This window comes from Sporosarcina sp. ACRSL, from assembly GCF_022346605.1.
In the GTDB taxonomy this organism is placed as follows: Bacteria; Bacillota; Bacilli; order Bacillales_A; family Planococcaceae; genus Sporosarcina.
On record NZ_JAKRNT010000004.1, the window covers coordinates 1 to 13,935 of the forward strand.

Below are 13,935 nucleotides of genomic sequence, written 5' to 3' on the forward strand. Positions count from 1 at the left end.
GCCATGGCACCAGCTAACAATTATGCTGGCCTTGCCTGCCAAGGCTAACATGTCCGCCACTCCATGTAAAATCCGCTGAGTTGTCGGCGATTGTGCTTTACACATACTTCTTGACGGTACCTCAAAGTGAAGTCGCCCGCGCTCAAAGTGAAGCCATCCGCGCTCAAAGTGAAGTCGCCCGCGCTCAAAGTGAAGCCATCCGCGCTCAAAGTGAAGTCGCCCGCGCTCAAAGCGATGCCACCCACGCTAAAGCAAGCTCCCGAACTCTCATCGCATCCACACCACAAACAAAAAAACGATGTGAGAATCAAGATTCTCACATCGCTTCAATCATTCGGCGTCGCTCATGCGCTTGCCTGCTTTTGCGTAATGGTTTTTCGCCATTTCTTCGATGATGACAGAAACGTTTTCAATAGGAGCCCCTGTTGTTTCAGCTACGACTGCAGACACTTTCTCACAGAGATTACGCTTCTGCTCATCCGTGCGGCCTTCAATCATTTTTACAGTTACAATCGGCATACTAGTTCCCCCTTTCGCCTAAACTTAGGTATAGTGTATATAATAGCAGAGTGGGAGGGGTTATAGGAATGTCGAATGAGCAGAAACCAAAACAGAAAATAGGATTTACCATCATAAAAGACGATCCGACCGATGGACATAAAGGATTTGGTATCGGATCATTGTCATTGGAAAACGTCTCGCCGGTCATCGTCGATATCGAGGAAGGGGAGGCGCGCATCGAAATTGGGGCCATGCATGCCCGGAGCGATACGGAGCGCGGGATCAAATTTACGACGAACCGCGAAGATTCCGAAGGCGGAAAGCCGTACTGGCTCGTCTGGGTGACGATCGATTTCAAAGAAGACGGCCCGTATTATGCAGGTGTCACGGCGTGCGAAATGGTCGTGAATCGCGAAAAGCGCAGAGGCTATAAAATTCTTGCAGATCATGTGAATAAAATGGATAAATCGATGAAGCGGCATATCATCGTGGATCATATGGACGACAAATCGAAACAGATCCTTGCAGACTTTCTGTCCTCACACAATCAGGAAATGTGGGAGCGCAGCGAGCCGAAATTGCGCATCGATTTAGGTGTGGAATCCCCAGAATTATGAACAAACTGTGAAACTTGGTAACTTCCGCGGCATCTGAGGTTGAATGTCTACGAAAAAGGAAGTACACTGAACTTACAGCTTGCAATTGTAAGCTAGGACAACCGAAGTTATGCGCCTGCTGTCTATTCATGGTTCAACACAACCCAAGCATTGAGCCGCCATGGATAGCTTGCATTTCAACGGTAAAAAAAGCTTTGCCTCACTGATTTAATTCAGAAGGGCAAAGCTTTTTTGATGTTCAACTTCGTCTAGACTCCGAGCGCCAGAAGCTCGGGGTCATAAGTCAAAGCTGCTCTGTGGCAAAAGGCGCCACGCCGCATCTTCGCCTTATGCCCGTCGCCTCTAGGCAGGCGCCAGTGATTGTGCTCGCAACGCTGCGCTTATGCTCGCAAAAGCCGTTCTTCGTGACGGCTAGTGCAAAGATGTGCTCGTAACGCTACGCTTTTACTCGCAAAAGCCGTTCTTCGTGACGGCTTTCGCTTTTGTTTTATTCAAAAAACGAAAACGGGAATAGATCGAATGTGCCAGATTCCTCTTCACCGTTGTTTCGCTTTTCCCTCAAGTTTTTGTCGGTGCATAGTTTTTGTGGCATGTCTTTCTCCTTCACGTACATGAGCCGCTGTTTCGGACATTCGTTGACTGCGATGCCGCCGGTTTCGATGTCGACGATGACGCCGCTCACGCCTTTCGGTGGGATGAACGGTTCTGGAGTTTTGCCGGCGTGGACTGTCTCCATGAAGTCTATCCAGATTTTCTTGGACGCCGCTTTGTCTTCTAATTCCGTCAGTTGCTGGCCGATGTCGTACCCGGTCCAAATCCCGGCTGTCAGCGAAGGAGTATAACCGACCAAATATTGATCGGAAATCGTCGTACCCGATTTTGCGGCGTACGGTCTTTTTTGCTTCGAGCGCATCGACAGCCCCGTTGAAACGGAATAATCATTGAAAACAGGGTCGAACATGCCTGTCATCAAATGGGTGAGGACAAATGCGTCCTGCTCGGTAATCACTCGCTTCGTGCTCCTCTTCGGCTGTTCGTACACCGTTTTTCCTTCTGCATCGGTAATTGATACAATCGTCGTCGGTACAACTTCCAACCCACCCGAAGCAAGTCGGTTATACGCATTCGTCATTTCGAGCAAGGTCACAGTTGAAGTACCCAAAGCGACAGCGGGGGACTCCTGGAACTTGACGTCGAGTCCAAGCCGCTCCGCCATTTTATTGAACTTTTTATAGCCGATATCTTCAAGTGTTTTCACGGCATAAATATTATCCGATATAGCGATCGCCTGTGCGAGGGAAATCGGATGGCCCGCAAACTTGCCGTTGACGTTTTTCGGCTCGTACGTCGAACGCCCTTCATCGTATGTGAAAATCGTCCGTTCCGTCGACATGAACGTGAGCGGATTATAGCCGTCTTCAAGCGCTGCAGCATACAAAATCGGCTTCATGACAGACCCGGGCTGCCGTTTCGCCTGCGTCACCCGGTTGAAAGGGCTCTCGCGATAGTTTAATCCGCCGACGAGCGAAGTGATTGCCCCGGTTTCAGGTTCCATCGATATGAATCCGACTTGCAGTCCGCTATCCGGCATCCATTTTTCGATGAACTCCTCCGCCGTCTGCTGATGATGCGGATCGAGCGTCGTCCGGATTGTCCAACCGCCTTCCGCTGGATATCTACCTTTCTCGCTTAAAATCTGTTCCGCTTCCCGCCACACTTCGTCCAGGAAATATGGGGCAACCCGCTTCATATCCCTCCAATCTTCGGTCTTCAACGTCACCGCCACATCCACCGCGCGTTGCCTTTGTACTTCAGTAATGAACCCTTGATTTTCCATTAGGGAAAGGATCAACAATTGACGTTCACGGGAACGTTCGGGATTATCCAACGGATCGAAAACGGCCGGACCTTTCGCAATCGCCGTAATAACAGCGGCCTCTTCAAGTGTCAACTCTTGCGCAGGTTTTGCGAAATAAAACCTGCTTGCTGCCTCGACACCATACATCCCATGTCCGAAATAGACTGTATTCAAATAGCCTTCCAAAATGACGTCTTTCTCGTAAAAAACTTCCAACCGATACGCATAGAGCGCTTCTTTTATTTTCCGATTCCATGATTTTTCATGTGTCAAATACAAATTCCGGGCATACTGCTGAGTGATGGAACTTGCGCCTTCCGCTTTCCGCATTGTCTTCAAATCTTTTAACACAGCACCAGCGATCCGTTTATAATCAAATCCATTATGTTCATAAAAATTACGGTCTTCCGTTGCAATGACCGCGTCGATCAGAAACGGAGAAATTTCATCGAGACTTACCCAATACCGGCGCTCTGCAGAGAATTTATCACCGATCTGCCGTCCGTTCTTATCGAGGAACACGCTCGCTTTCGGCACGCTCAACGAAGGGGCGCCCGTAATTTGCGCATAGAGCCGGAGACATAGAAACATAGTGAAAAGCGCCGTCAGCGCCGTCACAAGTAGCAGGGCGATGCGTCGAACGAAATGTTGTCTCTTCTTTTTCTTTTTATAATCGACCCGTCTCATACAATCCCTTCTCCCACCGTTCTTTTTAGTCAGTATGGGACAGGGGCGGGAAGATTAAACGGGGAACCGGCGAAAAAGCATCAATTCGATTCGCGATCTATTGGAATAGTGTAGGGAAAAACGATATAATGAATAGATATTTTGAACGTCAAGGGCGGTGCAAGAGTGAAATCAAACATGGAAGGACGAAACGTCGATGTCCGTCTCCAGTCAGCGATCCGGCATGTCGGCCAAGCTGCGGACAAGCATGAGCTTACGGCTTCCGGGTCAATCATTGAAAAAGCCGGAAAAGCCTACCTGCAATTTACGGAAAATGTGAACGGACAACAAGTGAGGACGACGGTAAAGCTTGATCAGAAAGATGCATTGATCATGCGGACCGGGGCCGTTCAAATGCGCCTGCCTTTCTCGATTGGCGACATGCGACCCGGCACGTATGGCAGCGGTCCGGCAACTTTCGATCTGTTAGTGAAGACGACGAAATTGGAAGTCCGACCGGATGAGTTCATCGCACATTATGAATTGCATTCGGAAGGCACATTACTAGGCACACACGAATTAACGATTACATATACGGAGGGACAACAATGAACGCAGTTGAAAAAATCCAACAGGAAATTAAAGAAGCATTCCGCGAAGCGGTGCTCGCTTCCGGGCTAGCAGACGAATCCGCAATGCCGGACATCATTCTCGAAACGCCGAAAAACAAAGAGAACGGGGACTATGCAACGAACATCGCGATGCAATTGACAAAAATTGCGAAAAAGCCGCCTCGCGCAATCGCGGAAGCTATTCTTGAGAAACTGGACACATCCTCGACATCCATCAAATCGTTGGAAATTGCGGGTCCAGGATTCATTAATATCCGCCTGAAAAGCGATTATTTAGGCGAAGTCGTCAAAACAGTGCTTTCCCAAGGAGCGGATTACGGCCGTTCCACGTACGGCAACAATGAAAAAGTCCAAGTTGAATTCGTTTCCGCGAATCCGACGGGCGACTTGCATCTCGGGCATGCTCGAGGTGCTTCGATTGGTGATTCGTTGTGCAATATCCTCGATTTTGCAGGCTTTGACGTATCACGGGAATATTACATCAATGACGCGGGCAATCAAGTGAATAATTTGGCCCTTTCCGTCGAGGCGCGATACTTCCAAGCATTAGGTCTTGAAAAGGAAATGCCGGAAGACGGCTACCACGGTCAAGACATCATCGATATCGGTGAGAAGCTCGCAGAGGAGTTTGGCGATAAGTATGTCAACGTCGGAGAAAAGGAGCGTCTTGAGTTTTTTAGAAAGTATGGCCTTGAATTCGAATTGGCGAAACTGAAGAAGGACTTGGAAGATTTCCGTGTGCCGTTCGACAACTGGTTCTCTGAAACGTCTTTGTATACGGACGGGAAAATCGGCATCGCGCTCGATAAATTGCGTGCGAACGGGCATGTGTTCGAGGAGGATGGGGCAACGTGGTTCCGTTCGACGACATTCGGTGATGATAAAGACCGCGTGCTCATTAAAAATGACGGCACGTACACGTATTTGACGCCGGATATCGCATATCACGAGGATAAATTGCGCCGCGGCTTCGATAAACTCATTAACATTTGGGGAGCCGACCACCACGGCTATATTCCGCGGATGAAAGCGGCGATCGAGGCACTCGGCTACGATCGCGATACGCTCGAAGTGGAAGTTGCGCAAATGGTGCAGCTGTATAAAGACGGCGAGAAATTCAAGATGAGCAAGCGTACCGGGAAAGCAGTAACACTTCGCGAACTCGTCGAGGAAGTCGGCTTGGACGCGGTCCGTTACTTCTTCGCAATGCGCTCAGCCGATTCACAAATGGATTTCGACCTCGATTTGGCGATTTCGCAGTCTAATGAAAACCCGGTCTACTACTCGCAATACGCGCATGCCCGTATTTCATCGATCCTCCGTCAAGCGGATGAAGCAAATCTGGCTGCTTCGATAGATCATGTTGATTTATTGCAGTCGGAGAAGGAATTGTCGCTGTTGAAGAAAATCGGTGACTTCCCGAAAGCCGTCAGCGATGCAGCAAGGCTCCGCGCACCGCACCGGATCACCAACTATATCCAGGAGCTAGCCGCGGAATTCCACAGCTTCTACAATGCCGAAAAAGTGCTCGACCCGGATAACCGCGACCTGTCCGAAGCACGCCTCGCATTGATCACAGCAACGCGCACGACGATCGCGAATGCATTGAAACTAATCGGCGTCGCAGCGCCTGAAAGAATGTAAATTGATACGCCCCTCTGCTTGAAATGTCGGCAGAGGGGCAATTTTTTGCGCATAAATCCTAGAATTGACGCATAAACGCAGCGAGAAGCGCATAATTCCTATAATATGCGCATAAAAGCCGTGAAATGCGCATAAATCTGGCAAGAGACGCATAACTCTTGGAAAGTACGCATAAATCCTAGGAAACACGCATAAATCGGTTAAACTGCTCATAACTATTAAGCGACTCAAGATGAAACAACATTAGTCGTCAGGAAGAGCCATCATGCAAATTTATGAGCGAGTTTGAAGCAGTTTTGCGCGAGTTCGGGCTAGTTATGATCAAGTTTGTGCTCGTTTTGCGCGAGTCCGAGTGAGTTATGCGCAAATTCGAACGAGTTATGCTCAATTCGGGACTTACGACTCACTTCTTTCTTTACTTTCCCATATCTCCAAAAACTGTAGTATAATAAATCAGAACAATAATTACATAACCAAACATGAAGGTGCCCCGCCGTCAACGCCGGGGTTAAAAGGGAAGCCGGTTCGAATCCGGTGCGGTCCCGCCACTGTAAATGCTCGCAAGCCGCAACAATGCCACTGGATAGTTTCCGGGAAGGCGCGGTACGCGATGAGCCTGAGCCAGGAGACCTGCCTTCATGAGTCACCCGTACCCTACGAGGATAGGTTTGGTGGAAATCAGCGCGTATCTAGTAATTTCAGTAGCTGTATTTTTACTAAACACATTCCTCCGTCGACAAAACGGGGGATTTTTATTTGGAACAAACAGGAGGAAATCAGAATGAAGAAGATTTGGCAGCTTTGGCTCACAGCAATTCTAGCGACGTTCCTGCTCGCGGCATGCGGCACGGATGATGCGAAGAAAGATGACACACCTGCAACAGAAAATACACAAACAGAGGATCAGGCGACTGACGAGTCATCTGAAGAAACAGCGGAAGCATTTCCAGTAACGCTGACGGATGCAGTCGGCAATGAAATCACGATCGAACAAGCACCTGAAACAATCGTTTCCATGATTCCGAGCAACACGGAAATCCTGTTCGCGCTCGGCCTAAACGACGAAATTGTCGGAGTTAACGACTGGGATAACTATCCTGAAGAAGCGCTTGAAAAAGAGAAAATCGGCGGCATGGAATTTAACGTCGAAAAAATTATCTCGATGACCCCGGATATCGTGTTCGCACACGAATCGATGCTCGGCGTAGGGGATGAAGGTCTTCAACAACTCCGCGACGCGGGACTTACAGTTTTTGTTGTAAAAAATGCAGCAGATTTCGAACAAACATATGAAACAATCCAAACAATCGGCCAGGCAACCGGCAAAACGGAAGAAGCTGAAAAAATCGTTGAGGACATGAAAGCAAAAGTCGAAGAAGTCGTTGCGAAAACAGCAACTGTCGAGAATAAAAAACGTGTATTCATCGAAACATCAGATGCACCTGAAATTTATGCACCTGGCAAAAATACGTTCATGCAGCAATTCCTTGATATGATCGGTGCTGAAAATATCGTCACGGAAGAAGGCTGGGTCATGATCAGCCCGGAAGAAATCGTGAGCCAGAACCCTGACGTCATCATCGTCATGTACAGCTATGTGCCCGATATCGTCGAAAGCGTGAAAAACCGTGACGGCTTCAGTGACATTACCGCTGTTAAGGAAGACGCGGTCATCCAAGTCGACGAGAATATAACAAGCCGCACAGGTCCGCGTCTCGCACAAGGTCTTGAAGAAGTGGCGAAAGCCATCTATCCAGAGGCGTTTGGTGAATAAAGCAACACTCGCCTACATCGTGTCCGCCGCCACGCTTCTCGTGGCGGTTTGGCTCGGTGTTTCGATTGGAACTGTTAAAATTCCGATCAGTACGTTTTGGGATTCGTCGGATACGACCGCTTCCAACATCCTTTGGAAAATCCGCATGCCCCGCGTCATCTTAGCAGGGCTTGTCGGCGCGGCACTCGCGATTTCCGGGGCCGCTTTCCAAGGATTGCTGAAAAACCCGCTTGCGGATCCATACACACTCGGAGTGTCATCCGGCGCCTCGGTGGGTGCTGTCGTGACACTCTTTTTCGGTTTATCGATTCCAATCTTAGGCACATACACCTTACCTGTTTTCAGCATGACCGCGGCCACCCTTACGATGTTCCTCGTCATCGGCTTCGCAAGGCTCGTCGACCGTTCAATGAAAATGGAGACGATCATCCTCACCGGCATCATCTTCGGTTCATTTTTAGGCTCCGTCCTGTCGCTTATGATCGCACTCACTGGCGAAGAACTGCGACAAATTATCGGCTGGCTCCTCGGCAGCGTTTCGATGCGCGGCTGGACGTATATCGTCATGGTGCTGCCGTTCGTCGTGATTGGTTCCTTCATTTTGTGGATGAACCGGAGGGAATTGAACGCCATGCTGTTCGGCGAGGAACGCGCCCACCATTTAGGCGTCAACGTCAAACGACGGAAATTCATGATCCTCATCGGCGGTTCCATTCTAACTGGGTCCGCTGTTGCGGTATCCGGAACGATCGGCTTCGTAGGACTCGTCGTTCCGCATATGACGCGCCTCATGTGGGGATCCGACCACCGGCATCTACTAACACTATCATTCATGAACGGAGCGTCATTGCTCATCATTTGCGACCTCATCGCCCGGACGATCATCTCGCCTTCGGAACTTCCGGTCGGCGTCATTACAGCGTTCATCGGTGCGCCGGTGTTCGCGTACATTTTCTACAGACAGAGAAGGAAAGGGGCCATGTAATATGCTGCAAGTCGACAATCTTACTGGGGGCTACGCCAAAGAACCAATAGTCAAAGACATTTCATTCGATGTCAATAAAGGCGAAATCCTCGGCATCCTCGGCCCGAACGGCAGCGGCAAATCGACGCTTCTGAAACTCATTTCAGGCATCTTGCCGAAACAGAAAGGGACCGTCAAAATCGACGGGGAGGATGCCGCTCTTTATTCCCAAAAGCAGTTTGCGAAAAAGGTGGCAGTCCTTCCGCAGCTCCATGCGCATGCCTTCTCGCATACCGTGAAAGACACCGTCGCGCTCGGCAGGTATCCACACCAGACCGGGCTTTTTTCGTCATGGTCCGAGGAAGACGAGCGGGCGGTGTCGGAAGCGATGAACTATACAGGCGTCACCCGCTACAAAGACCAGGCGATCGAACTGTTGTCAGGAGGCGAACAGCAACGGGTATTCGTTGCGCAAGCACTCGCGCAAGACGCGCCGATCCTCCTGCTCGACGAACCGACGAATCATCTCGACATCGCCCACCAGCAACAACTGCTCGACACAATTCGAAATCATGCAGTTGAAAAGGGCGTCACCGTCGTCTCCGTCTTCCATGACGTCAACCTTGCGTCCCTCTACTGCGACAGGCTGCTCCTCATGGAAAAAGGGGAGATTTCCATAATCGGTGATCCGCAAGAAGTCATTCGCGAAGCGACCATTGGCAACGTCTACAAGGCGCGTGTCAAAACGCAGCCACATCCGGAATTGCCGAAACCGCAAATGACGCTTCTCCCTCACAAAATCGAGGAAAGCAACCCGTTCACTGTCAATAAAGAGCACTTCACCGTCACAGCGGAACGCGTTTCATTACAGGTCAACCAACCTTTGAAAACACTCTCTTCGGCTGTCGTGAACGCAGGTCTCGGCTGGTACCGCGCATTCGTCAACCGCCACGTCGATGAAAACTACAATTGCGACGACGTCAAAGCGGAAATGTCCGCTTACCTCGAACAGCACGGCTACTCATTAACCGACACCGTCGGAATGATGACCGCCGTCACGACCGAGCACGCAGAAATCGACGAATACGAAGGCGATTTCGGCACCGTCCTCGTCATGGTAACAGCGGGCGTCGGCAATGCCGTCGATGTCTCGCAAGCTGTGACACGAGAACAGCGTGTCGGCACGATCAACACATGGGTCATCGTCAACGGCGAGCTGCCCGAAGAAGCCTTCATCCAGGCGATGATTACCGCAACCGAGGCGAAAACGAAAGCGCTCCAAACCGAGAACGTCCAAGACCCGCTCACCGGCACGATTGCGACCGGCACTTCGACCGACAGCCTCCTCGTCGCCGCGACGCAAGAAGGGGAGCACTTGCCGTACGCAGGCCCGATCACCCCCCTCGGTAAACTGATCGGCCACGGTGTCTACGATTGCACGATCCGAGCCATACGTGCCTACAAAAAAGCGAAAGGCTGGACGTCATGAGGGTAGCGAAAGGACGGTCCGTAAGATGTTAGCCCATTTTGTTGCAATCGCGCTCGGGTTCGCCCTTGACCGCCTCATCGGGGATCCCCCGAACTGGCCGCATCCTGTCCGCTGGATCGGTACTTTCATCTCGAAGCTGACCGCGGTCCTGAACAAAGGATGTGCCCGCGTACGAAAAGGCGCAGGGATGCTCTTCATCATCGTGTCCATCGTCACTGCGATCGTGCTCGCTATCGTCTGGTTCTCTTACCAATTACATATTGTTGTCGGGATTGTCGTCGAAGCCATCCTCATTGCCATCGGCCTTGCTCAGAAAAGCTTGCGGGATGCGGCGCTTGACGTGAGCAAACCGCTTGAAATGGGAGATTTTGCGGAAGCACGGACGAAACTTTCGTGGATCGTCGGCCGCGATACAGATAAGTTACAGGAAAGCGAAATCGCCCGTGGGGCAATCGAAACGGTATCCGAAAATACAGCGGACGGCATTACATCACCTTTATTCTGGGCATTCCTCTTCGGGGCTCCCGGATTATGGATGTATAAGGCAGTCAACACGCTCGATTCGATGATCGGCTACAAAGACGACCGTTATCGGGATTTCGGCAAGTTTTCCGCACGTGCCGATGAAATGTTGAATTTCATTCCCGCTCGTATTACGGGTTTCCTCATCCTCGTTTTCACGCTGAATGAAGGGGGCATCCCTTTCCGGAAGAGATTCGTCGGCTGGAGTAAGGACGCGAGGAACCATCCGAGCCCGAACAGCGGCTTCCTTGAGGCGGCGACCGCGTGGCAGCTCGGTATTACACTAGGCGGGAAAAGTACATATCGGGGAATCGTTTCCGAACGCCCGGAAATCGGCCCCGGACTGAAGCGACTTGAAGCGGCGCATATCAAGTCGGCGATCCGGCAAATGCACGCAGCGTCTATCGCCTTTTGGTTGTTAATGATGATTTTGGGAGTGATATTCTATGCAATTGCCTGAACACGGGGCGAATCCGCGTCGCGTATACGAGAATCTCGGCATGACTCCGCCCGAACGGATTCTCGATTTCAGCGAAAATTGCAATCCGGTAGGGCCTCCGCGGGCTGTCATGGAGTTGTGGCCGGATCTTTTGACGCGATTAAACACCTACCCGGACCCGTCCGGCGAGCCTTTCCTGTCGAAGGTGGCGGACTATCACGGCGTTTCGAAGGCGTCCGTTTTTGCTGGCAACGGGGCGGCAGAAGTTCTGTCGCTCATTGCGGAACGATACAGGGGGAAGCGGGCGCTTGTTGTCCACCCGACATTTTCGGAATACGAAGCGACGCTACTGGCAAAGGGAGTAGAAATTGACCGTTTGATAGCATCGGAGGCGGACGGTTTCCGTTTGCCGGTTGAGGCAATTTTAGAGAGACTGGCGGACGCAGCGGTCGTATACATATGCACGCCGAATAATCCGACAGGAGTCATGCCGGAGCACGATGATCTTCCGGCGATTATCCATAAAGCAAGGGAGGTCGGCTGTGAAGTCGTCCTCGATGAGGCGTTCATCGATTTTCTCGACGAAAGTAGATCGTTCATACATCAGTTGAACGATTTTCCGCATGTCATTATCGTTCGGTCGATGACCAAAATGTACGCCATTCCGGGCATTCGCCTGGGTTATGTTGTTGCGCATCCCGATGTCATAGCGGCTTTGAAATCGACTGCGCCGCATTGGAATGTGAACGGGATGGCTGCGGCAATCGGGGCGGTGTGCCTTGGTGAAGAAGCGTACCGGCAACAGGCAATCCAACATGCCCGTGCGGAACGCGAGAAAATGACAGCCTTTTTGAGTGAATGCGGCTGTACGGTGACTGATTCAGTTACAAATTTCCTGTCATTTAAGCCACGCGATGCCGAAAAGCTATACATAGATATGCTCGCGAAAGGGATTGTTCTCCGCCACTCGGAAAACTTCCGCGGGATGGACGGCCGCTGGCTCCGCATCGGCATGAAAAGCAGTGAAGAGATGGAAGAATTACGGAGCGAGCTTGCTGATTGGTTCTAGAGAGCTCAGAAACGCGGGAAGACACGCATAAAAACTGGAATTTACGCATAAACACATGCAACTGCGCATAAAAGCTTGTAGATACGCATAAAAGTTCGAACTCACGCATAAACGCCGCTATTTGCGCATAAATCCGTTGAAAAGCTTATAAATGCGGTTATGCGTTTCTCTTGGGATTTATGCGCGATTGCGATGAGTTATGCTTCTTTCGAACGGTTTATGCGTGATTGAAACGAATTATGCTTCTTTGAAGTGATTTATGCTTATTTGAGGAAATTTATGCGTGTTTGCGTTACGCATGATGCATGCGAAAGAGGAAATTAAAAAGAATGGTGGTCCGATTGCATGATGGGAAAACTGACATTCATCAGCGGCGGTGTGCGAAGCGGAAAGAGCGCTTATGCGGAAAAGGTGCTCGTGGATAGTGCCGCAAAGTTCGGCGGGAGGCTCGTCTATATTGCTTCCGGTCGCGCTGTTGATGAAGAAATGCGGCAACGGATTGAAAAGCATAAATTGGACCGGGCGAAAGAAGATTGGTTAACGATTGAGCAGCCGGTTAATTTAGAAGGAGTGCTTCTATTCATTCAACGAAATGATCTCGTCCTCTGGGATTGCTTGACGACGTGGCTTGCGAATGAATTGTACACCGAACAGGATGGGATATATTGTATTCGCACGGAAGGCTGCATGGAGCAGAAAGCGGCCCGCCTCATGCAAACAGTCGCCAAGATTCGTGAAAAGGCAGCCCATTTGATTATTGTTTCAAATGAAGTGCTGGACGAACCGGCTTCAACATATGAAGAGACGCGAACGTACTGCGAGTGGATCGGCAAGTTGCATCAATGCCTCGTCAGCCTGAGTGATGACGCGATTGAGATGGACTGCGGAATGCCTATGTATTGGAAAACAGAAGGGCAGGTGATTGTGCGATGAAAGGAATCATGGTGATGGGGACCGCTTCCGATGTCGGCAAGACGATGATTTGTACGGCGCTTTGCCGGCTGCTCTCCGACGAAGGGATGCGGGTCGCCCCATTCAAATCACAAAACATGTCGCGATTTTCCGCAACGACGGAAGACGGAAAAGAGATGAGCCGGGCACAGTTTCTCCAGGCGGAAGCCGCGCGGACGAAGCCAGTCATTGAAATGAACCCGATTCTGTTGAAGCCGTTAGACGGTAGAAAAGCGGACGTGCGGTTTTTCGGGGAGGCGTTCGACGCGGTGGACGGGATGGAATACCGGGAACAGTTTTTCGACCGTGGCATCAAGGCGATCCGGATGGCGCTCGATCGTCTCTCCGAATCCTTCGATGTACTCGTCATCGAAGGGGCAGGCAGTCCCGCGGAAGTGAATTTGAACGACCGGGAAATTGTCAATATGCGGGTGGCGGATATGGCGGACGTCCCTGTGGTCCTCATTGCGGATATCGATCGGGGCGGCGCGATTGCTTCGATTGTTGGAACTCTCCAATTGCTTGCTCCGGAACACCGGGCGCGCGTGAAAGGGATCATCATTAATAAATTCTACGGAGACACTGCTTTATTCCAGGAAGGTGTCGACTTTATCGAGTCGTACACAGGCATACGCGTGGCGGGGGTCATTCCGCATATGATGAATCACGGGATTGAAGAGGAGGACATGGATCGAGCGCAGTCTAAATCGCCGGTTGACGTGGACGTTTATGATGAATGGGCGGCACATGTGAAGAGGCATATCGACTGGCCATTCGTTCTGTCGATTGTCGAGGGGAAGGTGGACTGA

At 50.8% G+C, this 13,935-nt stretch carries 12 protein-coding genes and 1 riboswitch; of the genes, 10 read left to right on the plus strand and 2 right to left on the minus strand.

Going from position 1 to position 13,935, the window contains the following annotated elements; translation table 11 throughout:
* Positions 1-330 precede the first annotated feature (330 nt).
* Complete coding sequence (locus MHZ92_RS06950; protein ID WP_239430870.1) at positions 331-519, minus strand: 2-hydroxymuconate tautomerase; 189 nt, start codon at positions 517-519, stop codon at positions 331-333.
* 68 nt (positions 520-587) lie between these two features.
* Here MHZ92_RS06950 and MHZ92_RS06955 point away from each other — a divergent pair, with 68 nt between their 5' ends.
* A complete protein-coding gene (locus MHZ92_RS06955) occupies positions 588-1,118 on the plus strand; it encodes a YwhD family protein (RefSeq protein WP_239430871.1) in 531 nt (176 codons plus the stop codon).
* A gap of 487 nt (positions 1,119-1,605) precedes the next feature.
* Here MHZ92_RS06955 and MHZ92_RS06960 read toward each other — a convergent pair whose 3' ends face one another.
* A complete protein-coding gene (locus MHZ92_RS06960) occupies positions 1,606-3,663 on the minus strand; it encodes a transglycosylase domain-containing protein (protein ID WP_239430872.1) in 2,058 nt (685 codons plus the stop codon).
* Between the two features lie 165 nt (positions 3,664-3,828).
* On the opposite strand from MHZ92_RS06960, the gene MHZ92_RS06965 reads away from it, so the two are divergent.
* The 9 genes from MHZ92_RS06965 (at position 3,829) to MHZ92_RS07005 (ending at position 13,935) form a co-directional block, all read left to right on the plus strand.
* The gene (locus MHZ92_RS06965; RefSeq protein WP_239430873.1) at positions 3,829-4,254 is read left to right on the plus strand and encodes a DUF1934 domain-containing protein; all 426 of its coding nucleotides are present in this window, start codon (positions 3,829-3,831) and stop codon (positions 4,252-4,254) included.
* Positions 4,251-5,918, plus strand: a complete 1,668-nt coding sequence (gene argS, locus MHZ92_RS06970) for an arginine--tRNA ligase (RefSeq protein ID WP_239430874.1) — start codon at positions 4,251-4,253, stop codon at positions 5,916-5,918. The genes MHZ92_RS06965 and argS overlap by 4 nt, the downstream gene beginning before the upstream one ends.
* 466 nt (positions 5,919-6,384) lie before the next feature.
* Positions 6,385-6,570: riboswitch (cobalamin riboswitch) on the plus strand.
* A 129-nt stretch (positions 6,571-6,699) separates the two neighbouring features.
* Positions 6,700-7,692 carry an ABC transporter substrate-binding protein gene (locus tag MHZ92_RS06975; RefSeq protein WP_239430875.1) on the plus strand — a complete coding sequence of 331 codons (993 nt, stop codon included), beginning with the start codon at positions 6,700-6,702 and terminating at the stop codon, positions 7,690-7,692.
* A complete protein-coding gene (locus MHZ92_RS06980) occupies positions 7,685-8,677 on the plus strand; it encodes a FecCD family ABC transporter permease (protein ID WP_239430876.1) in 993 nt (330 codons plus the stop codon). Before MHZ92_RS06975 ends, MHZ92_RS06980 begins: the two co-directional genes overlap by 8 nt.
* A gap of 1 nt (position 8,678) precedes the next feature.
* Positions 8,679-10,145 (plus strand): adenosylcobinamide amidohydrolase, encoded by a 1,467-nt coding sequence (locus MHZ92_RS06985; RefSeq protein ID WP_239430877.1) that lies wholly within the window; start codon positions 8,679-8,681, stop codon positions 10,143-10,145.
* A 25-nt stretch (positions 10,146-10,170) separates the two neighbouring features.
* Positions 10,171-11,127, plus strand: coding sequence for an adenosylcobinamide-phosphate synthase CbiB (cbiB, locus tag MHZ92_RS06990; protein ID WP_239430878.1), 957 nt, complete (start codon positions 10,171-10,173; stop codon positions 11,125-11,127).
* The gene (gene cobD / locus MHZ92_RS06995) at positions 11,114-12,175 is read left to right on the plus strand and encodes a threonine-phosphate decarboxylase CobD (RefSeq protein WP_239430879.1); all 1,062 of its coding nucleotides are present in this window, start codon (positions 11,114-11,116) and stop codon (positions 12,173-12,175) included. Before cbiB ends, cobD begins: the two co-directional genes overlap by 14 nt.
* A gap of 345 nt (positions 12,176-12,520) precedes the next feature.
* Positions 12,521-13,108 carry a bifunctional adenosylcobinamide kinase/adenosylcobinamide-phosphate guanylyltransferase gene (locus MHZ92_RS07000; protein ID WP_239430880.1) on the plus strand — a complete coding sequence of 196 codons (588 nt, stop codon included), beginning with the start codon at positions 12,521-12,523 and terminating at the stop codon, positions 13,106-13,108.
* Positions 13,105-13,935, plus strand: coding sequence for a cobyric acid synthase (locus MHZ92_RS07005; RefSeq protein ID WP_239430881.1), 831 nt, complete (start codon positions 13,105-13,107; stop codon positions 13,933-13,935). Before MHZ92_RS07000 ends, MHZ92_RS07005 begins: the two co-directional genes overlap by 4 nt.

Bases quoted from the DNA above. Each gene is read 5' to 3' on its own strand.
- MHZ92_RS06950 (WP_239430870.1), bottom strand. From the start codon at position 519: ATGCCGATTGTAACTGTAAAAATGATTGAAGGCCGCACGGATGAGCAG.
- MHZ92_RS06955 (WP_239430871.1), top strand. From the start codon at position 588: ATGTCGAATGAGCAGAAACCAAAACAGAAAATAGGATTTACCATCATA.
- MHZ92_RS06960 (WP_239430872.1), bottom strand. From the start codon at position 3,663: ATGAGACGGGTCGATTATAAAAAGAAAAAGAAGAGACAACATTTCGTT.
- argS (WP_239430874.1), top strand. From the start codon at position 4,251: ATGAACGCAGTTGAAAAAATCCAACAGGAAATTAAAGAAGCATTCCGC.
- MHZ92_RS06975 (WP_239430875.1), top strand. From the start codon at position 6,700: ATGAAGAAGATTTGGCAGCTTTGGCTCACAGCAATTCTAGCGACGTTC.
- MHZ92_RS06985 (WP_239430877.1), top strand. From the start codon at position 8,679: ATGCTGCAAGTCGACAATCTTACTGGGGGCTACGCCAAAGAACCAATA.
- cbiB (WP_239430878.1), top strand. From the start codon at position 10,171: ATGTTAGCCCATTTTGTTGCAATCGCGCTCGGGTTCGCCCTTGACCGC.
- cobD (WP_239430879.1), top strand. From the start codon at position 11,114: ATGCAATTGCCTGAACACGGGGCGAATCCGCGTCGCGTATACGAGAAT.
- MHZ92_RS07000 (WP_239430880.1), top strand. From the start codon at position 12,521: ATGATGGGAAAACTGACATTCATCAGCGGCGGTGTGCGAAGCGGAAAG.
- MHZ92_RS07005 (WP_239430881.1), top strand. From the start codon at position 13,105: ATGAAAGGAATCATGGTGATGGGGACCGCTTCCGATGTCGGCAAGACG.